Source organism: Caballeronia sp. dw_19 (assembly GCF_018449515.1).
GTDB lineage: Bacteria > Pseudomonadota > Gammaproteobacteria > Burkholderiales > Burkholderiaceae > Caballeronia.
In genome coordinates, this window is sequence record NZ_JAAVUQ010000016.1 from 148906 (window position 1) to 172010 (window position 23105).

A 23105-nucleotide genomic window follows, 5' to 3' on the forward strand; every position below is an offset into this window, starting at 1 on the left:
TGCGATGAGCCCAATGCCAGAATTTCACTACCGGTTGCCAATGCGTGCCGGCGGTTCGCGACCCGGATCGCATCCCGGTTCCAGTTTCGGCGCGGGTCAGGCATTCGCCATGCACGCGCGTCTTTTCGATCATCCAGATCCACGCCGTATTGATTTACGCGCGAGCTTGCGGGCTATTCCCGCCGAGTGGCTCGTTCGCGTTCATCTGCAACGCGTGGCCGTACCGGTGTACGTATTGATCGACGTATCAGCGTCGATGCACTTCGGGCGGCTCAAATCCAAGCTCGACGTTGCGGCGGATTTTATAGGCGCGCTGGGTTACAGCGCGTTCCGTGCGGGCGATCAGGTCGGCATGCTCGCGTTCGATGCCGCCGAGCGTGAAGATCTCTATTCACCGGCGCGCTATGGTCAGGGTGTCGGCGACGTGATGGCGGCCACAGTGCGCCGCGCCGCGCAATCGCCCGGCGTGGCGGGAGGTATCGATGGACTGGAAAAATCGGTCGCGAAACTTGCCGGGAGGCAGGGGATTGTCTTTATCATCTCGGATTTTCATTGGCCGCTGAAACGGCTGCCGAAGATCCTGGATACATTGACCCATGCCTACGTCATCCCTATGGTTATATGGGACTCCGCGGAAGTCGAACCACCGGAGCATGGCGGGCTGCTAGCTGTTGACGACGCCGAAACGGGAGAGCGCCGAACAGTGTGGCTGCAGGGTAAAACGCGTCGGGATTGGCGCGACGCCGTCGTGCGGCGGCGTGCCGAAATCGAGCGGCTTTTCGATAAACGCGGGATACGGCCGTTCTACGTTCAGGGCGCATTCGAGGCCGAAGCGTTGTCGCGATATTTCCTGGAAGCAGTCGCATGAGCCTATTCACGCGTCCGCTATTCCTGGTCATCACGGCAGTAATCCTAAGCATGACGCATGCTGCCAGGGCGGCGCCTGCGCCGGTCACCATGGAGCAACCGCGCGCGTTCGGCTACACGGTAGGCGATGTGCTTTCGCAACGCATCCTGCTCCCTTTGGGCAACGACGGTTCTAGCGCCGCCGCGACGCCATCGACGGGGCGCATCGGCATCTGGTTCGAGCGCCGCCATCCGCGTATTGAAACGGATGGGGAAGGGCGGCGATGGATGGTCATCGACTATCAGATCGTGAACGCGCCGCAAACGCTCACCACCATTTCACTCCCCGCCCTGACACTGGGTTCGCTACAGGTACCGGAATGGCCGCTAAGCGTGAGTCCGCTCACGCCAAATACGGCATTTGGCACGGGCGACCTTCTACCACTGCGTCCCGACCGGCCAGCGCCGTTACCCGCCATTGCGCCGCTGCGCAGGCAGGCCATGTGGGCGCTTTGCTTCCTTACATTGACGCTTGTCGCATGGTTCGGCTGGTGGAAATGGCGTAACACACGCGAAGCGGCGCGCTTGCCGTTTGCCCGGGCGTACATGGAAATGCAGCGCTTCGATTCATCCCAATCCGATAAAAACGCGCACGGGTGGCTGTGTCTGCATCGTGCATTAAACGAGACGGCAGGGCAGGTCGTGCATGCCGGTTCACTGCCGGGCCTGCTTGCAAGAGCGCCGCATTTGCAAGCGCTGCAGCCGCAGCTCGAACTCTTCTACCAGCACTCGGGCGAGCGTTTCTTTGCGTCGCGTTCAGCCGATGAAAGCTTCCCCTTGCTCGACTTGAGCCGCGCGCTCTGTCGCGCGGAGAGGCGTCAGCAGCAATGACTTCACCTATCGACTTCGCCCATCCTTACGTGCTTGTTCTCATGCCGCTCGCCTGCCTTGCGTTGCTGCGTCGACGCAGTGATACGCTGAGCTTTTCGTATATAGGATGGCTGCCGGTCGACCCGCTAGGGCGTGCGGTCGGGACATTATGGCGAGGCTGCGCGGTGCTGGCGATACTTTGCATAGTCATTGGTCTGGCAAGCCCGGGCCGTTCCAACATGCACGTTTTGCACACCGGTACCGGTGCCGAAATTCTCATCCTGATGGACCGAAGTTCCAGCATGGATGACACGATGGGGCGGCAGCCGATCGACTCGCGGGGCATGTCGAAGAATGAAGTCGCTCGTCGGGCGATAACCCGTTTCGTCGATGACCGTCCGAACGACCGGTTCGCGTTCATGATGTTCGGCATCAGCGCTATACCGGTCATTCAGTTCACGGCGAATCATGAAATTATTCAAGCCGCGATAGCCGGCACGGGAATTGGCCGCGGCATGGCAGACACGCAGCTCGATCGCGGTTTGCGTGCAGCGATTGGACAATTTGACGGACGTCGTTACGACAGCCACCGGGCGATCGTACTTGTCTCGGACGGCGGCGCAAGACTCGACGCACAAGCGCGTCGCGATATAGCGGAAGGTCTCGCACGCAATCAGATCGACCTGTATTTCATCTACCTGCGCAGTGGCGTATACAGCCCTGATCTGCGGGCGATCGCCGCCGGCGATACCTCCGCCGAGGCCGAGCTGCACCGGTTTTTTGTCACGTTGAAGTCCCCGTATCACCTCTATCAAGCAAGCGACGCGGATGCGATGGCCGCCGCCATGACCGATATCAACCGGCAACAAAAATATCAGGTGTCGTTTGTCGAGCAGTTGCCGCGACAGGATCACAGTGCTTATTGGTTTGCGGTCGCGCTGGTCTTCTGCGCTTTCCTGCTCGCGTTGAATCTGGTTCAGGTCAGGAGTTGGACATGAGACGCTCCTGGACTCACATCGCGTTTGGACTTGTTGCGCTGGGTTGTGCGGCGGTGGTGGCAGATGACGGATTACGAATGAAACATGCTGAAGATGTGCGCCAGGCTGTCTCCGAAGCAGGCGTCATCACCAGCGTGCCGTCCCATCTGGCCGATCTACCCGAGGCTCGATTGGCCCGTGCGATGGCACTGTCGAAAGCGGGTGCATACGCTGACGCGCAGAAACTCTATGAGGCGCAGATACAAGACGACGCCGGCAGCGACCTGGCGCAGGCTGCGCTTTTCAACCTGGGCAATATGTATTTGCGTCAGGCGACCGGCGAGGGAAATCCCGGTCCTGTCAAATCGTTGCCCCTGCTGGAACAGGCGAAGCAACGATACCGCCAGTTGCTGCGCGTGACGCCCGGCGACTGGGATGCGCGCTACAACCTCGAACGCGCGTTATGGCGCGCTCCCGAAGAGACCGAGAGCGCCGACGAGCCGGATGTCAAGGAGCAGCACGACGTCAAGTTGCGCGGCGCTCAGGCTGAGGATCTGCCGTGAAAACCGGTCCACATGGGCGACGTTTTGCCCGAAATCTTTTCAGCCGGCAACAGTGGCCGGTCGTGCTCGCGCTGCTGTTGCTGGTCGCCGCGCTCGCAATGCCCCCCGTCATTTTGCCGCGCGATACCGCGCGTTACATCGTCACCTTCGATATCACGCAAAGTATGGACACCGAGGACGTGGGCTCGAACGATGCGCCATCCAGCCGGCTTGATTTCGCCCGTGCCGCCACACGTGAAACGTTGGGAAAATTGCCCTGCGGATCGAAGGTCGGATGGAGCGTGTTTACCGGACAACGTACTTTGCTGTTGTTGCCGCCCGTTGAAGTCTGCCGCAATTTCGACACGCTGCTGTCGTCGCTAAATGAAATCGATGGGCGCATGCGCTGGACAAACTGGAGCCGCGTGGCTGAGGGCGGCATCTACTCGGCGGTGCGAACGGCGCAGGAAGTCGGGCTGGATACCGCGGTGATCTTTGTGACCGATGGCCAGGAAGCGCCACCCGTGTTGCCATCAAATGACCGGGTGCGCGAAGTGGCCAGCGGCAAGGTTCATGGCTGGCTAATTGGCGTGGGCGGGGACCAGCCCGCCAACATTCCCAAGACCGATGCCAACGGCAACAGGGTGGGATTCTGGCATGCCGATGATGTGATTCAGGTCCCGACCATACCGGGCAAGCCGACTACCGTGGAAAGCCACGAGGAGTTGTCGCAACTGCAGGGGGAGTACCTTGCGTCGGTTGCGTCACGGATTGGCTTTAAGTATCAGCGGCTGTTTGGCGCCGAGGCGTTGACCCGCGCCATGCTCGATCCGCAGTTGATGCACCGGGAGCCCGCGGCGACCAATCTTAACTGGTGTCCGGCGTTGCTTGCGTTACTGCTGCTAACCTGGCGATTTTTACCTTCGTGGGGTTTGCGAGGCTTGCGTTTAAGACGGCGCCAGACGGTGAGCAGTTCAGCTTCACATGCTGGCGCGAAGCGAGCGGTGACTGGCCAGGATCATGTGATCCGGATAACTATGTAAAGGGCCGCGGCATGGAGAATCGAATCATCGACTCGTGGATACCTATGGCCATGCTGCCGCTGCGAAGCGTTTTACATGACGGACAGCGGCGCACATTGCGTGTTCTGCGCTGTGTCGCGCTATGTCTTGCAGTAGTCACTGCCGGATCGCAGGCAATGGCTGCGACACGGTCGATTGCTGTTATCGACTGCACGCTCATCGACGATAACGCCTCTTACAACGACGCCGATACCAACCGCACGCAACAGGCCCGCGTTGTCTTGATCAGCGATGACCTGCGCGCCCAGTTGCGTGACCGCCAGCTTTTTCGTGTCGCAGATAACGCGCCCGCGAGCGCCATGATTGCGCAACTTACGGCGGCGCAGAATATGAACGCGTGCAACGGCTGCGAGCGGCAAGTCGGACGCAAACTCGGCGTTGAGCGTGTCGGGGTGTGCTGGGTGCAGAAAGTCAGCAACTTGATCATCAACATCAATCTTCGCGTGGAAGAAGTGGAATCGGGCAAGACCGTGTTCGAGCGCTCGGTCGATATTCGCGGTAACACGGATTTGTCATGGCGTCGCGGCGTCAAGGCGCTGGTCGACCGTCTCGCCGACGACCCTGATGCAACTCGCTAGACCCGCGGGCGCGCTGTCGAAAGACGCTTTCGGGAGAATCTCCTGCCCCGATACGTTGTCAAGGACCGCCATGATGGGCTAAGTTGGCCTTTGGGTCCGCGATGTCCGAAGACATCCGGTGCACCGACCAGAACAATAGACGGAGACGAACATGCATTTGAAAAAGGCGACGGCGTATCTGGCGCTCGCATCGGTGGTGACCACTGGCATCACGTTCGGCGCAAGTCCGGCGTGGGCGGCGCCGCCGACAGCTTACGTGACGAGCGAGACAGCGGGGGTCGGCGTGATCGACCTCGACCAGATGACACTCGCGAAGACATTCGCGTTCGGCGACGATGGCCCCCGCGGCTTGAGCCTGACTGCTGACGGCCGCCGGCTGCTGCTGGCGAACAAGAAACCAGGTGATTTGTCAGAAGTCGATACAGCCACGGGCAAGATTTTGCGGCGGGTGAAGATCGGCAAGAATCCGGAGTTTGTCCGGGTGCATGGCAACTACGCCTACGTGACCTACGAGCCGGGAGAGGACGGCGGCCCGCCTCCGGGCGTGTCGGGGGCACCAGGAGCGCCGGGTGCATCAGGAGGAGCGCCTGGAGCCGATAAAGGCGGTCCCCCGGGCGCAGGAAAGGGCGATGACAACGCGAATGAGCCGCCGGCGGAGATCGCGATTGTCGACCTGAAGACTTTGCGGGTGATCCGCTCGGTGAAAAGCGGGCACGAGACGGAGGGTGTGGAGTTTTCCGGCGATGGCCGGGAAATGCTGGTGACCAACGAGGGGGACGATACGGTCTCGGTGTATCACGTTGGCACGGGCGCGCCGCTGCGCACGCTCAAGCTGGACCATGGATCGCGCCCGCGCGGCATCAAGCGTTCTCCGGATGGCAAGCAATACGTGGTCACCCTTGAGAACACCAACAAGTTCGTTGTGCTCGATGCCCACAGCTTCAAGGTGCTCAAGACTGTCGATACCCAGCTTGGTCCCTACGGTGTCGCGTTCGACCCTGCCGGCAAGCGCCTGATGGTCGCGGCGGCGCGCGGCAAGGTGTTGCAGGTATTCGATGCCAGGACCTTCGATCACGTAACCGATGTGCCGGTGGGCCTGCGTTGCTGGCACTTCAGCTTCACGCCTGACGGCTCGAAGCTGATGCTGGCATGCGGCCGGTCGAACGCGGTGTATGTCTTCGACGCCACCAGCTACCAGCCGGTCAAGCAGATCGAGGGACTGCCGCTCGCGTGGGGCATCGTGACGTATCCGCACAGCGCGGGGTCGATCGAGTAGCACGCCAGTCTCGTTCGCACCGGGGATCAGCCGAGACAGATGCACCCCGGTGCGGAACAAAACTTACTTCCACGCATACCTCAGTCCTACCCAGGCTCCTCGCGGCGCGCCGATGCCAAGGAACTGCTCATTGGCCGGATTGGCGCCGTTGAAGGTATGGTTCGGACCATCGAAGTCATTCTCGCCAAGGATCGCGAAACTCGCATAACGTTTGTTGAGCAGGTTCGTGATGCTGGCGAACACCTGTAACTGCTTCGTGATGTTGTAGGTGGTGTCGAGGTCGATCAGGAAATAGCCCGCTACCGACCCGTTCACATCCTGGTTGTCTTCGTCGCCGCGGGCAAAAATGCTGCCGCGATACGTGAGGTTGGTGCCCACATTCCATTTCGGCGTCGCCGCATAGTCGAGCCGCAACTTGATCGTGTTCTGCGGAATGCCGGGAATGCGGTCGCCTGGCTTGACAGTGATATTGCCGTTGGCGTCGGCGCTCGAATTGCTGGAACTGCTTTCGGTCCACGTCGATTGATACGTCGCGTCCACGTAGCTGTAGCTCGCGGCCACGGCCAGTGGCCCGAACTGCGTGCGTCCGGCCAGCTCGAGTCCCTGCCGGCGCGTCTTGCCCACGTTCTGGAAAAAGCCGAGCGTACTGGCCGCGCCGTTGCTGCTGACGAACTGGATGTCGTTGTCGAGCGTGGTCCGGTAAAGTGCCGCGCTCCATGAGGTTGCATGTCCGAGCTGACCACGCGCGCCGATCTCGTAGGTCTTTGAAATCACCGGTTGCAACGACGGGTCCGCAATGAAATCGTTCGGCAGGGAACAGGGTGAGGCCGGATCGGCACAGGCGAGTTCGATCGCGGTCGGCGAGCGCATGCCTTCGTTGTACGTGGCGTAGGCGGTGAACGTGGGGGTTGGGTTCCAGTTGATGCCGACCGCCGGATTGAAGCGGGAGAACGTATGGCTGCCGTCGAGCAGCGGCTGTACACCGCTTTCATCGCCGATGACGGACTTGGACCAGTTATAACGTCCGGCCAGCGTCATGGACCACTGCTCCGTGATCGACAACGTATCCTCGAAATACACGCCATAGTTTGCGTTGCGCGTCTTTGCATCGGTTTGAGACTCATAGGGACCAATACCTATGGTCGCCCTTGAGTCGGTGAACTGGGCGTCTTGTGAAGCCTGCGTGAAATGCGAGTTGGCGAAGTCGCCCGCCATGCCCGCGACGAACTGGTTCTCCATCCCGGCCAGCTTGTTGAGCAGCGTCATTTGCAGGCTCGCACCGTAGCTGTCCGTAACGATCACGGACTGTTCATTGGTCGCCTGGACTGTGTTGACGTTGCCGTTGTCATCGACCTCACCGAAGTCGTCGTTAGTGTTACTGCTGGTGTTCACGTTCCGGTAGTGCCGGTAATACATGTTGCCGCTGATTTGCAGGTTGGGGCTGAAATAATGCTCACCCGACAGCGTCAGGTAGCCAACCTGATTCTGGTTCTGGTCCGGGAATGTGTAGGCCTGCTTGTAGTTATCGAGGAAGGAGCGGGGGATGGTCTGCGAGCCCTGCAGGTCGTTGTCGGCGCCCCCCATGGACAGTGAAATCGTGGTGTCCGCGTCGGTGTAGCGCAGCTTGCCGAACGCCTGGCGCAGGCGGCTGGAGTTGTGGTCGGCCCAGCCGTCGTCGTTGGTCGTGTTCGCGGTGAAGTAATAGTCGAGATTCTGGCCGATCACGCCGCCTTGCTCTATCTGCGCCGTCTTGCGGCCCCACGACCCTGCCGAAATTTCGGCCTCGCCGCCCGGATTGCTGCGGCCGTTTTTCGTCGTGACAGCAATGGCGCCGCCGAGCGTGTTAAGGCCGAAGGTCGGGTTGGAACCGGGGATCACCTGGATCGTGTTGATCGCGGCTTGCGGGATCAGGTCCCAGTTCACCACGTCGCCAAACGGCTCGTTGATGCGCACGCCGTCGAGGAACACGGACAAACCCTGCGGCGTACCGAGCAGCGGTGACGCGGTGAAGCCGCGATAGTTGATGTCGGTCTGGGACGGATTGCCCTGGGCTTCGTTGATGTCGACGCTGCCCACATTCTTCTCGAAGTAGTCGGTGAGCACCGCCCCATGCTGCGCGTCGATCGCGCTGCCCTTGATGGTCTGGACATTGGCCGGCACCTTCTCAAGCGGCGTGCCGATGCCCAGCAGCGGCGTGGTGCCTACCACGACTATCGGCGCCAGCTGGATCAGGTTCGGCTCGGACGCAGCCACCGGCGGCGAGGCTGCATCTTGTGCCCAGGCCGTGGCGCTGAGGCCGGCAAGCGCGCTGCCCAAGCACACGCGCAGCGCGAATGGAGGCTTGCGAGGACGGTGATGCGGGGCCTGGCTCATGATTGTCTCCTGCAGGGTGTTGTTATCGGTATGACTTCGGTATAAGTTCGACGCAGAAAATATCCGCGCCGTTGCCATACTGAAAGCGTCCCACAAGATGCGCGTCGTGCAACCGGGAGGTCTTCCCGATTACAGGGGGAAGCATTCCCAACCCGCTCGGTTCGCACGCGACGCGAGCGCGCGCGCTGAGTAGAATGAGAGCGCCATGCCACCCGATTCCCCGATCTCCTCCGCGCCAGCGCCCGCATCTCGTCCGAGCACGCACTCGAGCGTGTGGCGCGATCTCGCGTGCGTGCTGGCGGTCACGGTGCTCGCTGCCGTGCTGTGCATGCGCTTTGACGTCGGCGAGTTGACGTATTCCCTCACGCGCCGGTTCGAACGCTTCCAGATGGACGAATATCCGCCCACGCTGGTCGTGCTGGCCTTGGGCCTGGCGTGGTTTGCCTGGCGCCGCTATCGGGAATCACAACAGGAATTGCTGCATCGCCGTGTGCTTGAAGAGCGAGCTGAAAGGCTCCTCGCCGACAACCGGCGTCTCGCCAGCGAAAGCATCGGGGCACAGGAAAACGAGCGCCGCCATCTCGCGCGCGAATTGCACGACGAACTCGGTCAGTACCTGAACGCCATTGCGCTGGATGCGGGACGTATCCGTGATCTGTCAGCGCAAGGCGAGCCTGAAGTCCATCGCTTGTCGCTGGCGGTCATGCAGAGCGCGAGCACGGTGTATCGGCAGATAGGGGGAATGATCCGGCGCTTGCGGCCCATCGGACTCGATGAATTCGGCTTGCCGAGCGCACTGGAACATTGCGTTGAAAGCTGGCGTGAGCGCCTGCCACAGGCGTCGTTTGCCCTGACGGTCGACGGTGACTTCTCGGATCTGGCGGACGTGCTGAATATCACGCTCTACAGGCTGGTGCAGGAAGGGCTGACCAACGTATCGAAGTTCGCGCGCACATCGCGAGTGGAGATCTATCTGGTTCGGACTGCGGATGATCCGAATGGAGAACGTAAGCAACGAGACGAGATCGTGGTCACCATGACCGACGACGGTCCGGGCATCGACCTGACAAAACCGCGTGCGGGCCTTGGATTGATCGGCATGCGCGAGCGCGTCGAGGCGATTGGCGGCGAGTTCCATGTTGCCAGCCAGCCGGGCAGCGGTTTTTTGTTCTGCGCGCGCGTGCCGGTTCAGGCCGGATTGCCCGAACTGAACGAACCTAGCGAACCCGCCGAGTTGGCGAAATCGGTGAAATGAAGGCCCAGGCGGTTTGCCATCTGCGCAAGCTGCACGCCATTGTCCGCGCCGAACTTCTGCCGGATCACCGACTGATGGTTGGCAACGGTCTTCTGGCTCAAGCCCAGTCTTTCCGCGATGCTCGGCAGCGTATAGCCCTGCACCAGCAGGCGCAGCACCTCGAATTCCCTCGCCGATAAATGGCGTCCCGGGGGGCCCTCCTGGAACGCGGCCCTGAGCGCCAATGCATGCGACACGTCCGCGCTCAGGTAGCGTGCTCGCCCGGCGACCGCGCGGACCGCTTCGACCAGGACATCGGGCGCGCTTGCCTTGGTCACATAGCCTCGCGCGCCGGCATCGAGCGCGCGGCGCACGAAGATGGTTTCCTCGTGCACGCTGAAGATCAGCACATGAGCGTCGGGTTCACGGGCGAGCATGCGCCGCATCGCTTCAATGCCGCTCGCGCCCGGCAACGCCAGATCCATCACGACAACGTCCGGACGCAATGCACAGAAACGCTGGTACGCCTGCGCGGCGTCGGCGGCTTCACCGGCCACGCTCACGTCGGGACTCAGTTCGAGCAGGCGCCTGTAACCTTCGCGCACCACGGCGTGGTCATCGACCAGGAGGACACTGATGTTGGCGATGGTCATTTGTGGACTCCCGCGAGATCGGTGACGTTGCGATGGTTTGGGTTGTGATCGTCGGACGCCGCCGCCAGCCGGCGCGAATTGCTGTCGTTGCGAAACAGGATCGGCTGCTCGTCCGGCTCCCGTTGAACGGATTGAGCGGATTGAGCGGCCGCCTGGCGCACCACGTTGATCACGGCTTCGTGGTGGGGCGATTTATCGCAGACCGGATCGGCGTTGGCCGGGTCGCCGGTCAGCAGGTAGGCCTGGCAGCGGCAACCGCCTGCATCGATGGTTTTTTCCTCGCAACTGCGGCACGGTTCCTTCATCCAGTCGAAGCCGCGAAAGCGATTGAACGCGTCGCTGTCGTACCAGATCTCGCGGATCGATGTCTGTTTCACGTTCGGGAAGGTGAGACCGGGCAGCGAACGAGCCGTGTGGCAGGGCAGTGCGGCGCCGTCCGGGGCGATGCCGAGAAACACCGAGCCCCAGCCGTTCATGCATTTCTTCGGCCGGGTTTCGAAGTAGTCCGGCACGACGAAGAAGATCTTGCAGCGGTCGCCGATTTCATTTCTGTAGCGTTCAACCACGGCTTCCGCTTCTTTCAACTGTTCAGCGGTCGGCATCAGTTGGGCACGGTTCGCATGCGCCCAGCCGTAGTACTGCGTGTTCGCGAGTTCCAGATATTCGGCGCCCATGGCGAGCGCCATGTCGATGATCTTGTCGACGTGAGGCAGGTTGTATCGATGCAGCACGCAATTGAGCACCATCGGAAAGCCATGCGCCTTGATCGATTTCGCCACGCGATTCTTCAGGTCGAAGGTGCGCGTGCTGCTCAGGAAGTCGTTGAGTTCCTGGGTCGAGTCCTGAAACGACAACTGGATGTGATCGAGTCCGGCGTCTTTCAACGCGTCGAGACGCTTGTCCGTCAGGCCGATGCCCGACGTGATCAGGTTCGTGTAAAAACCGAGCTGGCGTCCTTCACGTACGAGCACTTCCAGGTCGTCGCGCAGAAGTGGTTCGCCTCCCGAGAAGCCCAGTTGCGCGGCGCCGAGCGCACGTGCTTCGCGCAACACGCCGAGCCATTGATCGGTTGACAGTTCGCTGGCGTGGTCAGTGTAGTTCACGGGGTTGTAGCAGAACGCGCAATGCAGCGGGCATCGGTATGTCAGCTCGGCCAGCAACCACAGCGGCGGCGCGATCTTGCTCATGTCGCTCATGTTGGTCATGTTGCGGCCTCCGCGCTTTCCAGCCAGCCGCGGCGCTCGGCTTCGGCGACAAACAAACGGACTTCTTCGTCAATGCCTTGCGCATTGAAGGCCTGCTGCAGGTCCTTGATCAACATGTCGATATCGCGCGTGCCGTCGCAGCGCTTGAGTATCTCGCCCGCGCTTTGGTTGAGCTTCACCATGCCTTCGGGATACAGCAGCACATGCGCTTCCTGCGCCGGTTCCCATTGCAGCCGGAAGATTCCCTTGAGCTTGAGCATGGGCGATGTCATTGGGGGAAGGCCTTTTCGATGGCATCGAGCATTGACCACAAGATGTCGAGCTTGAACTGCAGTATTTCGAGCGCGCGTTCCTGCTGTCCACGGGTCTTGAAGTAATCGAGTGTGACCTGCAAGCCGTGTTCAACATCGCGTTGGGCGAGCGAGATACGCGAGCGGAAATACGTCAGTCCATCGGGTTCGATCCACGGATAACACGACGGCCACGTGGCAAGCCGGTCCTTGTGGATCTGGGGGGCAAAGATCTCGGTCAGGGACGAACACACCGCCTCCTGCCACGGCGCGCGGCGCGCGAAGTTGACGTAGGCATCGACGGCGAATTTCACGCCCGGCGTCACGTGTTCGAGCGACCAGAGTTCGTCGCGTGAGAGACCCACCGCGTCGCCCAGCCGGGCCCATGTCTCGATGCCGCCTTCGTCGTTGCCGTATCCGTCGTGATCGAGGATACGCAGCACCCAGCGCCGGCGGGTCTCGCGATCGGGGCAGTTCGACATCACGGCCGCGTCCTTCAGCGGAATGTTGATCTGGTAATAAAAGCGGTTCGCGACCCAGCCGCGAATCTGGCCGCGTGAACAGCCGCCCTCGTTCATCTTCACGTTGAACGGATGATGAATGTGATATGCGGTGCCCTTCGCGCGAAGCTGGGCTTCGAACTCTTCGCGAGTCCAGGCTGTCGTGTGGTCTGTCGCGTGGTTGCTGGTCATCGGAGTGGGGCCGTTCACTTGCGTCCTCCTGTAAGCGTTGCTTAAAGTTCGAATGCCATCCCATCGAATGCAACTTCAATGCCGTGTTCCGCGAGCCGTCGTCGTTCGGGACCGTCTTCAATCAGGATCGGATTCGTGTTGTTGATGTGGATGAGGACCTTGCGCACGCCGGCGCGTTCGATCGAATCAAGCACGTCGATCATGCCGCCCGTGCCGGTTTGCGCGAGATGGCCCATGTCGGCGGCGGTCTTTCTGGAGAGCCCGAGTTCGATCATTTCGTCCGGCGTCCAGAGCGTGCCGTCGACCAGCAGCAAGTCGGCAGCATTCATCGCTTCGAGGACGTGCGGTTCCAGCGCACCAAGGCCCGGCGCATAGAACGCACGTTTGCCCGAGTGTTCATCGATGAAAGTCAGCCCGATATTGTCGCCGCGTTGCGGCGCTTCGCGATGCGGCGAATAGGGTGGCGCCTTGCTCGAAAGCGGCAGCGCTTCAATGCGAATGCCCGGCAGCGCGGGAACCGCAAACGACGCGCCATCGAGTGGAATGGCATGGCGTTCGACGCCGCAGTAATGCGCGAGTATCGATACAACCGGCAAGCCCGTGCTCAGGTCGTGCAGGACGGCATCGGTGACGTAGAGCGGCAACGGGGTATCGCGTTCACGCAGCATCAGCAGGCCGGTCACGTGATCGATCTGCGCGTCGATGGTGACGACTGCTGCAATGCCGCTGTCACGCACGCGTCGCGCCGGCTGCAGTTCGGGATGGGCCGCGATTTGCGCCAGCAGGTCCGGCGATGCATTAACCAGCAGCCAGTCCTGGCCGTTCGCGCTCACGGCAATGGACGACTGCGTGCGTCGCCGTGCCTTTAGCGTTCCATTGCGCACGCCATCGCAGTTACGGCAGTTGCAGTTCCATTGCGGAAAACCACCGCCCGCCGATGAACCGAGTACCTTGATTTTCATGCGGCGTGACGCTGGCGGCGTCCCTCTTTAAAAAGTCGGTGGAGCCTTGTCATGGCAACATCCTTTGCATCAGACGGTCGCGGTCTATTAACTGATGTTTGAGCGCACCGGCCACATGCAGCAGGATCAATCCGATCAGGATCCAGGCCGAGACCGTGTGCACCGTGAAGAAAATCTTTCTCAGGGCCGGGTCGTCCCAGCCCCACATTGGCAGCGGGATGCCCCAGAAGCGCGTGCCGAACTTGTTGAATGACGAGCCGACGTAACCCGTCAGCGGCATGACGATCATTGCCACGTATAAAAGACCCTGCGTCGTGCTCGCGGCGGCGCGTTGCCACGCTTGCATCGGAGGAAGCGGAGGCCGGCCTGCAACCAGGCGAACCACGATGCGAATCAGCACAAGCAGGAAAACGGTCATCCCAAGCGACTTGTGGAAGTTGATCAGGCTCGACTTGAAAGCGAGGCCTTTCGGCAACCCGACCATATAGAGGCCAATGCCGAGCATGACGATGATCGCCAGCCCGATCACCCAATGCAGCACGATTTGCGCGGGTGAATAACGCGCCACGCCGGCGCTTGCCTCGAGCGGCGCGGCGGATGAATGCGCGATGTTCATGGTCGCCTCCTTCAGGTTGCGGTGTGGGCCGCTTGTCGGCTGCAGCTTATTCGTTGCTCAACGTCGTTCCTCAACGGGTTGCTCTACCCTACGCCGATTTGGTTTTATCCGACGAGTAGCACTTCCCCGCGTCCGTCCACTGCGAGATCACCGGTATACCGGCGCGGCAGCGAGCTGGCTTTCAGTGTCGAAAAGGGTGCCATCTCGGCGGCAAGCGAGCGCACGAGAAGCGACCAGAAGACATCGAATCCCTGGCCGCCTCCTGTGAATGTCGGCGGCAAACTGGCTGGCGCTTGAACCAGTAGCAGCGTGCCGCGCCGCATGCCGTAGCCGAAGTGCGGCCCGAGCTTCCCCGCGATGCCGATCGTGCCCGCCACGAGCCGGGATGCCGCGCACTCGCCCGCGTCTCCGCCGACCAGCACGAGGCCGCGGCGCATGCGGTCGCCGAGCCGCGCGCCGGTGTTGCCGTGGATAGTCAGCGTGCCGCCGGTCATGCCTTCCATGTCGCCGGGCAGCGGCCCGGCAGTAAAGTCGCCACTGTTTGCGCCTACCGTCAGGCGGCCGCCGCTCATCTGGCAGCCGGTGAAGTCGCCGGTGTCGCCATCAATGCGCAATTCGCCGCCTGCCATGCGAAAGCCCGTGTGGTTGCCGCTGGAACCGTGGACATCGATACGGCCCTCGGCGAGATGCGCGCCCAGACGGTCGAGCCATGGCACATCGCCTTCGATCACGAGCGCCGCGCCATCTTCCGTACCGTCCCCTTCCGTACGCGAAATATCGAACAGGTCGCCGGCCGCGCAACGCTCGTTACCCGCCGGCAGCACGATGCGCCCGAGCTCAGCCACCGGAAGCGCGGCGAGCGCGGCAGGCAGCAGCCCGGCAGCATCCACACGAAATCCGGGCGCACTCCTGAGCCGCAACAACGTTGTGCTCATGCGCGTCTCCCTTCAACGCCGGCCGCAAGCTCGCGAAGATGGAAGTGATAGGGGCCGAGTTTGCCGCCGTAGTTTCCCGCCGATATCCGCAGCACGCCACACGCTCGCCCAAGCCCGGCCGCGGCCGCGATCCCTGCCGTCATGGCCGCGCCGACGTCGCTGTCGGTCAGGCCGTCGATCACGATTTCGAGCACGCAGCCGACTTCGCTATCCAGTTCGCTTTTCGGCGACAAGCCGACGAGCGTCGGACAAAAGGCGTCGTTCGTCGATGCCGGTGCCGCAGCATATTTCGAGCCGACTTTGGAGCCTGAGCGCACGACTCCGCCGGGGAAGGGCATGATCACATTGGGCAAGCGGCGCATCGCGTGAACCGCGCTTTCGGCCACTCGCAACGCCGCGTCGGTGTCGGTTGCGAGCAGCAACAAATTGCCGCCACCGACTGCCTTCACCGTGACAGTGCTTTCTTCGGCGACGAACTCGCCATCCATCACGGGCACGCGCCAGTAGCGCGTCTCGCCGAGCATCTTGCTGATCTGCCAGCCGTCGCCGAAGAAACGCAGGCTGCTGCCAAGCGGGGCGTTATCGGAGAGAGGCGCGCGGCTTGTCGCCGGATCGATACCGCTAAAGACCGCCGTAGTCGGGCAGGTCAGCACGCATTGCCCGACACGCCGCTCGACCTGCTTCGCCAGTTCTTTCGTCGATACCGCGAACAGCAGCACCGCGACGCCCGGCCGGCCGTCGGGCGTTTCATGCGGCCCGAGTTCGCGTTCGATCCCCGCTTCGCAACCGCAGCCGATGACCGATGTGGCGAAGCCCGTCAGCGACTGCGCCGCATGGCTCGCCCAGACCGGCGTGTGCGCGGTGATGACGAGCCGCGTCGCTTTCATCGGGAAGGCTTCCGCGAAGGTGTCGTCGATGAGGGTGTCGTTGATCTGCATGGTGTTCACGTCTCACGCGCCGGCGCTCAGGCACGCAACCGGCAAGAGCCTGCCGCCGCGGCAGCAGGTGCAGATTTCGTCGTCACTGATGGCCGTGTGAACCGGGTTGCCGACCAGGTTTGCCGCGCTATACGCTCGCAAGGTCTTCTCGATCCCGCGATCAAAATCGGGCGACACGTAGTGGATGCCACCCGTGGGCGTGGCGACCAGCACGCCGTCGCGCGCGACCAGTTGCCCGTCCTTGAACACATACGCCGGCGATGTAAACATCCGTTCCTTGTCCACGTGATCCCGATACACCGCGATGTCCGCCGCCGCGCCTACGCCCAGGTGGCCGCGATCCTTCAGGCCGAGCAAGCGCGCGGGACCCGCGCGCGTGATGATCGCAATGTCGTACAGCGAGAACTCGCGTGTGAGTTCCGGCAGCGCGCTCGCGACCTGCGCTTCGGGGTTCAGCTTCGCCAGTTGCTCGTCGCGAAAGCCCTTGTCCATCAGTAAGCGGATCAGGTGCGGATAACTCGTGAACGGTCCGCCGTTCGGGTGATCGGTGGTCATCGACACGCGCCAGGGGTCGTCGACAGTCAAGAAAATCTCGAGCCCGATGATCCATTGCAGTGCGTTCACGTAGCTCTGCTCGCGGTATTTGAATGGCACGATTCCGCAGCCCGCGTCGCATTCGATGTCACCGACTATCCACTTCTTCGGCGTCGCAAGCGGCGCATTCTTGAACTGCATCATGGTGTCGCCCGACGCTGTGACGGTCTGCCCGAAAATGATCTGGCCGACATCGATCGACACGTTTGGCCGCGCATTCACAGCGTCGGCAATCGCGTGCGCGCCCGATGAAAACTTGCGCGGTCCTTCCACGCCATAGCTATGAAACTGGATATGGGTCAGATGAATGGGCAGGCCGTCGGCGGCGTCCATGGTGGCGATCGTCGAGTCGATGTTGCCCGGCACGCCAAGGTTGCTCGCATGCACATGCAGCGGATGCGGCACGCCCAGTTCGGTCAGTGCGCGCGACAACGTGCGCAGCACGTCGCGCGGCGTGATGCCGTAATGCACATGCGGCTCGTCCACGTTCAGCGAGCGCTGGTTGAACTTGAACGCGGAAATGCCGCCGGGATTGACCACCTTCACCCCGAGCGCCTTGCTTGCGTGCATCGTCCAGCCCACGTAATCGCGCAAGCGCTCGAAGCTGTCGCGTTCGGCGAGAAGCTGCAGGAACAGCTCGTCGTTGCCCAGCATCACGTACGCGCCGTGATCGATGATCGGCGTGTCGCCCATTTCCAGATGCGTGTGGCGCGCGTTGGACGGCATCATCGCGGGCTCGAAGGCGGCCGTGTATCCCATCTCCGCGTATCGATAGCCGGTAGCGAGCGTGCCGGGCGCGCAAGTACCGCACGACGGCAGCCGCAAGTAGCGGCCGTTGATGGCTTGTTCTGGCGGTTCGCCACTTGCGCCGCTGCCGCGATGATCCTCCGGCAGCAGCAGGCGCGAGAGATTGGTCTTGCCCCCGCCAATGTGCGAGTGCAGGTCGATACCGCCCGCCATCACGATCATGCCGGTCGCGTCGAATTCCTGATCGACGGGAGCGCCGGGATCGGCCGCGACAAGCCGGCCGTCGCGCATGGTCAGGTCGCGACGTTCGCCGTTGATGCCGTTGGCCGGATCGTAGAGCGTGCCGCCTTTTAGCCGCGTCAGGCTCATGGCGGGCTCCTCGAGTCGAGCAAGCCGGACAATCGTGCCGCGATGGCAGCGACCGTCGGTAGTGCCGACGCGCGTGCGGCGCTCAGTGGCGCGACCACCGAACCGTCAACGCGAAACAGGTGGCCGCCGCTATCTACGCCGGGTGTCGCCACAGCGATGAAAACGGTCGGCGCGGTGCGTGTGGCGAGCATCGATCGCATCGCGGGATGGCCGAGCACGATGGCCGGGACGTTATCGGCGAGACCGGGTGGCAGCGGCTCAGGCTGGAAGCTCGCGACCCATAACAGCGCATCGACCTCATGAGCCGACAGGAGCCGTTGCGTTCGGTAACGCTGCGGATCGTGATCGAGCTGGGGCTGATCAGCAAGGCGCGTGGACATCGACACGCGGGTACGCAGTGGCAACCCCGATAGCCACGTAACGGCCTGGTTGACGCTCAGCGCGCCATCGTCACCGCCAAGCGCGAGTGCACCGGCGCGCGTGGTCCCGTTCGCCGCCTTGACGATCCGGTTCACCGCTTCGATCAGCAACGCCGGATGCGGACCGGGCAATGCGGCCGGTTCATACACAACCACCGCATAACGTGCGGCGCTTACGCGCCCGGCCAGATCCGCAAGCGCGTGAGCGATGGCGTTGCCGTTGCCGGTGCCGTCGCGGATCGATGCCTCGGTGCGGCCTTGTGTCAGCGCGGACCAGATCGCCAGGATGTCATACGGATCGGCGTCCTTGAGGATTGAATGCGTGCTGGTGTTTTCAACGATATCCGCCGCGGGATCCACTTCGCAGCCCACGAATATCAGGTCGCGCGCGTGATCCGTGCCACCCAGTGTGCGCTCGTAAAAACGTGGATAACGCAGCGATGGCTGGCAATCAAAAATGATCAGGAGGTCCGCGCGCGTATGCACTTCGGAGAGCGTAGTGAAAAACCCGCCACGGTCCTGCAAGGCGGCCGTCGATGCGGCCATGGCATCGCCGTGCAGATGATCGAGGATCGCGCCGCAGCCGGCCGCCAGCGGGTAGAGCGCGCGGGCACCCGCGACATCGGTCGCCAGTCCGCCAAAGAGCGGGCGGGATGCGCGTTTCAGGATATCGGCGGCGCGCTGCAGGGCCGATTCCAGGTCGGCATCCTGATCATCGATAGCGGGCTGGCTTGCACCGGGCACACTGGACCACGTCAACGCGCGGGCGAGCCGCGGGCAATCGACATCGGGTGCATCGAGCGTGCCGTCGCCGTGCACGATGGTCGTGATGTCGTCGCAGAGCAGGGGACAGAACGGGCAGGTCCAGTCGCGCACGCCGGGCTCAGGCGAGGGCGCAGCAACGGACAGCGGCGATGAGGCCGCGGTGCGTACGCTTGGCTGAGCGACACTCGACGAAGGGGCGGACGAAAGATGCATGAAGCCATTAGTGCAAAGTCCATGCCGGTTTTCGAAGCGCAATGTCCGACGGCTGCACCGCAAGCGGGTCTCTGCGCAGATGCAGCGGGCATGGGGGACAGAGCGGGACTGCGCCCGCTCATTGCGCCGCAGCCATGTCCCTATGACCCCCGCTGCGCAGCACAGTATGTGCGCCGCTGGAACACACTGTCACCCGCTGCGCATGGCTATTACGGTTCCTTGCCAAACGATTACAGGCCAAGGCCCGACGTGCCGGTTGGCATGGATATTGTGTATTCGGCTCAGGGTTTGGCGGACGGAAGATCGAGCCGCCGGTCATGGAGGGCGGAGGCCACGAGCCACGCAGCGGCGCCGCTGTGGGCGGCGGCGGATAAGTCGGCGGCATGGCGGATACCGCCGGCGCCGATCAGCTCACGATCACCGGCTTGCGCCCGAATGGCCGTGAAGGTGTCGAGGTCGGGGCCTTCATAGGAGCCCACGTGGTCGAGCGTCATGACGATCACGCGCGATGGCCACCATGATGTGTCGGGTCCCGGCTGTCCTGCCGACGGCTCCGATATAAGCCGGCCGGCGCGGTGATCGAGTGAGAGCACGGGCGCAAGACCGGCGGCTTCGGCCTCGTGCAGGGCATGGGTAGTGTGCAGGGTCTCGGTGCCGAAGACGGGCACGAGCGTGGCGCGGTGAGGTGGCCGAATGCCATGGATACGACGGATAGAGTCAATGCGATCGAAGAACGTTTGCATCGAAGGGAAATCGGTGAAGCCCGCGTCGAGCCAGATTTCGACGTTGTGGCCGCACACTTGGTGAGGCGTCTGGTCGTGCCGGTCGAGCGCGTCAAGCAGCGCTGCAAGGTGGCCGGCGTGATCGCCTTGCTGCAGGATCGCGCCGAGGTCGGCGACGTAGAGCCTGCGGGCGCCGGTCGCGGCCAACAGCGCATGGGCGACGGCGAGCGGCTCGCTGGTCGCGCACAGTGAGGACTCGATCGGCCTGTAGCGGGCGCGCTCGCCACGCACCGCGCGTACCGCGAAGCCATCGAGCAGATCGAGTACTGGTATCACCTGCATCACCTGCATGGAAGGGACCCTTGACCAAGTTATTCGTGTACGAGTATCTCACCGGCGGCGGCATCGATCCGGCACTTGCCGGCGAGGCCAGTCTGCTCGATCTTAGCGCCCTCGTCGTGGAAGGCCGCGCGATGCGCGATGCGCTGGTGAAAGACCTCCTCGAACTCGACAGCGTGGAGGTGACGTTCGCCAGTTCGCGTTTCGAAACTGTCGATCCGTCGCGCAGCCATTGCAAGGCGCTGCCCGGCGAATCGATCACGGCTTTTGTGGCGCGTGTCGCCCGGCAGCATGATCGGGCGTGGATCATAGCGCCCGAATGCGACGGCTTGCTGCTGCGTCTGCATGACTCCGTTGGCTCGGCGCGCTGGCTGGGATGCTCGAAGGAAGCCATCAGAATTGCGTCGAGCAAGAGCGCGACAGCGGCATGCATGGAAGCGCACGGGATTGCGGTGACGCCCGCGCTCGAACCCGGCGAGCTTGCTGATACCGGCAACCCGCGCGCGCGCTGGGTCGTGAAGCCCGACGACGGCGCGGGCGGTCTGGACACGTTCGTCTACGACGATTTCACCGATGCTTGCACCGAGTACGAGTCGCGCGCGGCGGCCGGCCGCAATCCCGTCCTTCAGGAATGGGTCGATGGCGAGCCGTTGAGCCTGTCGCTCGTTTGCGGCGAGCACGATGTGGAACTGGCCAGCATCAATCGACAGTTGATTGGCCTGCCCGGCGTGACCGCGCCGGGAAAGAAGGCGCACGTGGTCGAGTTCAGCGGCGTGGAGGTCGATCAGATCGACCGGCACGGCGCGCAGGGGCGCGCACTCGACGCACTGGCGCGGCAGGTCGTGGCGGCGTTGCCTGGCTTGCGCGGATTCGTCGGGATCGATCTGGTGTGGCATTCGCAGAGAGGGCCGGTGGTGATCGAAGTCAATCCGCGGTTGACGGCGGCGTATGCGGGGTTGTCGGCGCGGCTCGGGCGCAACCTGGCCGGCGATCTGCTCAAGGCGCATGGCGTGCCGTACGAATGTGGCGCCAGTACGCACGCGTGTGCATCGGGAGCACGTTCATGAAAACCGCCAGCGTGGTCTTCGGCTGGGATGTGGGCGGCGCCCACGTCAAGGTGTCAGTGGTGGCGGCGTCCGGCCAGTTGCTCGATATCGCGCAATGGGCTTGTCCGTTATGGCAAGGGCTCGGGCACCTGGAGCAGGTGCTTGATTCCGTATTCGAACGCTGGCCGGGTGCTCGCGAGGCGGGTGCCTGCCACGCGGTCACCATGACAGGCGAGATGGTCGATCTCTTCGCCGATCGCGCCGAGGGCGTCAGCGTTCTCGTGGATACGCTTGCGCGGCGGCTTGGACTGGACACGCGGTTTTTCGCGGGCGCGGCTGGCTGGCTTGCACCCGGCGCGTGCGCCGATGGCTGGCGCGACGTGGCATCGGCGAACTGGCGCGCCACCGCGCAATGGGTCGCGAGCCGTGTCAGTGATGCGCTGCTCGTCGATATAGGCAGTACCACTACGGATATCGTGCCGATTGTCGCCGGGCGCGTCGCGGCGCGCGGCAGTAACGACGCGAGCCGGCTTGCCAACGGCGAGCTGTTGTATCAGGGCGTAGTGCGCACGCCGTTGTGCGGGGTATCGCATCGGATTGTTTTTCGTGATGCGCGGGTCAACGTGATGAATGAATGGTTCGCGACGACCGCGGATATCTATCGGTTGACGGGGGAATTATGGCCGGCACACGATCAGTATCCGAGCGCCGATAACAGACCGAAGACCGAGGCTGCGAGCCGTGCCCGGATGGCACGGATGATTGGCCTTGACGCTCGCGACGCTGGCGACAACGAATGGCGGGAATTCGCGCAAACCTGGCGTAACGAGCAGATGCAGATCCTGGCGGAGAACCTGGCCCGCGTGACTGATGCGCATCCGGCGCTTGAACACGCGCCGCTGGTGGGCGCGGGGTGCGGGCGGTTTCTGGCCAATGCGATGGCGCGGCGGCAAGGACGGGATTTTATCGATTTCACGAGCCTGGTCGATGCGCCCGGCACGAGTCGGGATGTGCTGGAATGGATAGCGACCTGCGCGCCGGGCGTGGCGGTAGCGTTGCTGTCATTAGAGGTGTTGCACGAGCCTGCGGCTGCGGCTTGATGTGGGCGTGGTGTGGGCTTGACGTGGGCTTGACGTGAAGCGTACGACGGTGACGGTGTGTGTGGGCGAGTCAAATCAGAGCGAGGGGCATGTCATGTGGGTGGTGAAAATCGGGGGTAGCCTGAGTCACGACCCGTCGTTGCGCGAATGGCTTACCCAGCTTTGGGAAGTAGGCGGCGGGCGGGTCGTGATCGTGCCGGGCGGCGGGGATTTCGCGGACACGGTTCGCCAGTACCAGAGTGAGTGGCATTTTGGCGACCTGGCCGCTCACAACATGTGCCTGCTTGCGATGGCGCAGTACGCCATATTGATGCAGGGGGTTTTGCCGGAACTCGTGTTGGCGTCGAACGAGATCCGCATCCGGCGCGCATTGCGCGATGGGCGCGTGGCCGTGTGGGTGCCGACCGACCTGATGCGCGATACACCTGATGAAATGACCAACTGGGACACGACGTCGGATAGCCTCGCCGCGTGGCTGTCGACTACGCTGAACGCTGAGCGGCTGATGGTGGTGAAGTCGTGCGCGGTCGACGCCACGCCGCTCGAGGCTTTATCGTCGAGAGGGGTAGTAGATGCGCGCTTTGTCAAGCATGTGGCGGATGCCAACTACGTCGTGGAGATGTTCAATAAGGGCGACGCCGGTTTGATGAGGGAGAGGTTGTTGCATATTCCGGTGGCTTGATCTGGCGAAAATCAACCTCAAAACAGAACCCCGAATGCCG

General features: G+C 62.7%; 23 protein-coding genes. 11 read left to right on the forward strand and 12 right to left on the reverse strand.

Annotated features, from left to right (window positions below; genetic code table 11):
- The first annotated feature begins 4 nt into the window (after nucleotides 1-4).
- The 7 genes from HB376_RS21745 (at nucleotide 5) to HB376_RS21775 (ending at nucleotide 6171) form a co-directional block, all read left to right on the forward strand.
- Nucleotides 5-868, forward strand: a complete 864-nt coding sequence (locus HB376_RS21745) for a VWA domain-containing protein (protein ID WP_213765731.1) — start codon at nucleotides 5-7, stop codon at nucleotides 866-868.
- Nucleotides 865-1737 (forward strand): calcium incorporation protein MxaA, encoded by an 873-nt coding sequence (locus HB376_RS21750; RefSeq protein ID WP_213765732.1) that lies wholly within the window; start codon nucleotides 865-867, stop codon nucleotides 1735-1737. Before HB376_RS21745 ends, HB376_RS21750 begins: the two co-directional genes overlap by 4 nt.
- Nucleotides 1734-2714 (forward strand): vWA domain-containing protein, encoded by a 981-nt coding sequence (locus tag HB376_RS21755; RefSeq protein WP_213765733.1) that lies wholly within the window; start codon nucleotides 1734-1736, stop codon nucleotides 2712-2714. Before HB376_RS21750 ends, HB376_RS21755 begins: the two co-directional genes overlap by 4 nt.
- On the forward strand, nucleotides 2711-3256 hold the full coding sequence (locus HB376_RS21760; RefSeq protein ID WP_213765734.1) for a tetratricopeptide repeat protein: 546 nt from the start codon (nucleotides 2711-2713) through the stop codon (nucleotides 3254-3256). Before HB376_RS21755 ends, HB376_RS21760 begins: the two co-directional genes overlap by 4 nt.
- Nucleotides 3257-3354: 98 nt before the next feature.
- Nucleotides 3355-4278, forward strand: a complete 924-nt coding sequence (locus HB376_RS21765; protein WP_255631493.1) for a vWA domain-containing protein — start codon at nucleotides 3355-3357, stop codon at nucleotides 4276-4278.
- 155 nt (nucleotides 4279-4433) lie between these two features.
- Nucleotides 4434-4895, forward strand: coding sequence for a DUF3280 domain-containing protein (locus HB376_RS21770; RefSeq protein ID WP_255631487.1), 462 nt, complete (start codon nucleotides 4434-4436; stop codon nucleotides 4893-4895).
- Between the two features lie 151 nt (nucleotides 4896-5046).
- Nucleotides 5047-6171, forward strand: coding sequence for a cytochrome D1 domain-containing protein (locus tag HB376_RS21775; protein WP_213765735.1), 1125 nt, complete (start codon nucleotides 5047-5049; stop codon nucleotides 6169-6171).
- A gap of 63 nt (nucleotides 6172-6234) precedes the next feature.
- Here the strand turns inward: HB376_RS21775 and HB376_RS21780 are convergent, their stop codons facing one another.
- Nucleotides 6235-8544 carry a TonB-dependent receptor gene (locus tag HB376_RS21780; protein ID WP_213765736.1) on the reverse strand — a complete coding sequence of 770 codons (2310 nt, stop codon included), beginning with the start codon at nucleotides 8542-8544 and terminating at the stop codon, nucleotides 6235-6237.
- Between the two features lie 205 nt (nucleotides 8545-8749).
- Here HB376_RS21780 and HB376_RS21785 point away from each other — a divergent pair, with 205 nt between their 5' ends.
- Nucleotides 8750-9799 (forward strand): sensor histidine kinase, encoded by a 1050-nt coding sequence (locus HB376_RS21785; RefSeq protein WP_213765737.1) that lies wholly within the window; start codon nucleotides 8750-8752, stop codon nucleotides 9797-9799.
- Here the strand turns inward: HB376_RS21785 and HB376_RS21790 are convergent.
- The 11 genes from HB376_RS21790 to HB376_RS21840 all read right to left on the reverse strand — a co-directional run bounded on the left by HB376_RS21790 (nucleotide 9733) and on the right by HB376_RS21840 (nucleotide 20240).
- Nucleotides 9733-10431 (reverse strand): response regulator transcription factor, encoded by a 699-nt coding sequence (locus HB376_RS21790; RefSeq protein ID WP_213765738.1) that lies wholly within the window; start codon nucleotides 10429-10431, stop codon nucleotides 9733-9735. The two genes, HB376_RS21785 and HB376_RS21790, sit on opposite strands and share 67 nt — an antisense overlap.
- Entirely contained in the window at nucleotides 10428-11636 is a 1209-nt protein-coding gene (gene pqqE / locus HB376_RS21795) for a pyrroloquinoline quinone biosynthesis protein PqqE (RefSeq protein ID WP_213765739.1), read from the reverse strand. Before pqqE ends, HB376_RS21790 begins: the two co-directional genes overlap by 4 nt.
- Complete coding sequence (gene pqqD, locus HB376_RS21800) at nucleotides 11633-11908, reverse strand: pyrroloquinoline quinone biosynthesis peptide chaperone PqqD (RefSeq protein WP_213765740.1); 276 nt, start codon at nucleotides 11906-11908, stop codon at nucleotides 11633-11635. The genes pqqE and pqqD overlap by 4 nt, the downstream gene beginning before the upstream one ends.
- Nucleotides 11905-12618 (reverse strand): pyrroloquinoline-quinone synthase PqqC, encoded by a 714-nt coding sequence (gene pqqC / locus HB376_RS21805; RefSeq protein WP_213765771.1) that lies wholly within the window; start codon nucleotides 12616-12618, stop codon nucleotides 11905-11907. Before pqqC ends, pqqD begins: the two co-directional genes overlap by 4 nt.
- Nucleotides 12619-12659: 41 nt before the next feature.
- Nucleotides 12660-13580, reverse strand: a complete 921-nt coding sequence (gene pqqB / locus HB376_RS21810; RefSeq protein ID WP_213765741.1) for a pyrroloquinoline quinone biosynthesis protein PqqB — start codon at nucleotides 13578-13580, stop codon at nucleotides 12660-12662.
- A gap of 49 nt (nucleotides 13581-13629) precedes the next feature.
- The gene (locus HB376_RS21815) at nucleotides 13630-14196 is read right to left on the reverse strand and encodes a cytochrome b (protein WP_213765742.1); all 567 of its coding nucleotides are present in this window, start codon (nucleotides 14194-14196) and stop codon (nucleotides 13630-13632) included.
- Nucleotides 14197-14300: 104 nt separating this feature from the next.
- Nucleotides 14301-15131: a formylmethanofuran dehydrogenase subunit C gene (locus tag HB376_RS21820; protein ID WP_213765743.1), complete on the reverse strand. Its 831-nt coding sequence runs from the start codon at nucleotides 15129-15131 to the stop codon at nucleotides 14301-14303.
- Entirely contained in the window at nucleotides 15128-16069 is a 942-nt protein-coding gene (gene fhcD, locus HB376_RS21825; RefSeq protein WP_213765772.1) for a formylmethanofuran--tetrahydromethanopterin N-formyltransferase, read from the reverse strand. The genes HB376_RS21820 and fhcD overlap by 4 nt, the downstream gene beginning before the upstream one ends.
- A gap of 12 nt (nucleotides 16070-16081) precedes the next feature.
- Entirely contained in the window at nucleotides 16082-17779 is a 1698-nt protein-coding gene (locus HB376_RS21830; protein ID WP_213765744.1) for a formylmethanofuran dehydrogenase subunit A, read from the reverse strand.
- Nucleotides 17776-19176 (reverse strand): formylmethanofuran dehydrogenase, encoded by a 1401-nt coding sequence (locus HB376_RS21835; RefSeq protein WP_213765745.1) that lies wholly within the window; start codon nucleotides 19174-19176, stop codon nucleotides 17776-17778. Before HB376_RS21835 ends, HB376_RS21830 begins: the two co-directional genes overlap by 4 nt.
- A 281-nt stretch (nucleotides 19177-19457) precedes the next feature.
- Nucleotides 19458-20240 carry a HisA/HisF-related TIM barrel protein gene (locus HB376_RS21840; RefSeq protein WP_213765746.1) on the reverse strand — a complete coding sequence of 261 codons (783 nt, stop codon included), beginning with the start codon at nucleotides 20238-20240 and terminating at the stop codon, nucleotides 19458-19460.
- A gap of 20 nt (nucleotides 20241-20260) precedes the next feature.
- Here HB376_RS21840 and HB376_RS21845 point away from each other — a divergent pair, with 20 nt between their 5' ends.
- The 3 genes from HB376_RS21845 (at nucleotide 20261) to HB376_RS21855 (ending at nucleotide 23065) form a co-directional block, all read left to right on the forward strand.
- A complete protein-coding gene (locus HB376_RS21845) occupies nucleotides 20261-21304 on the forward strand; it encodes an ATP-grasp domain-containing protein (RefSeq protein ID WP_213765747.1) in 1044 nt (347 codons plus the stop codon).
- Nucleotides 21301-22383 carry a hydantoinase/oxoprolinase family protein gene (locus tag HB376_RS21850; protein ID WP_213765748.1) on the forward strand — a complete coding sequence of 361 codons (1083 nt, stop codon included), beginning with the start codon at nucleotides 21301-21303 and terminating at the stop codon, nucleotides 22381-22383. Before HB376_RS21845 ends, HB376_RS21850 begins: the two co-directional genes overlap by 4 nt.
- A 94-nt stretch (nucleotides 22384-22477) precedes the next feature.
- Nucleotides 22478-23065, forward strand: a complete 588-nt coding sequence (locus HB376_RS21855) for an aspartate kinase (RefSeq protein WP_213765773.1) — start codon at nucleotides 22478-22480, stop codon at nucleotides 23063-23065.
- Nucleotides 23066-23105 lie beyond the last annotated feature (40 nt).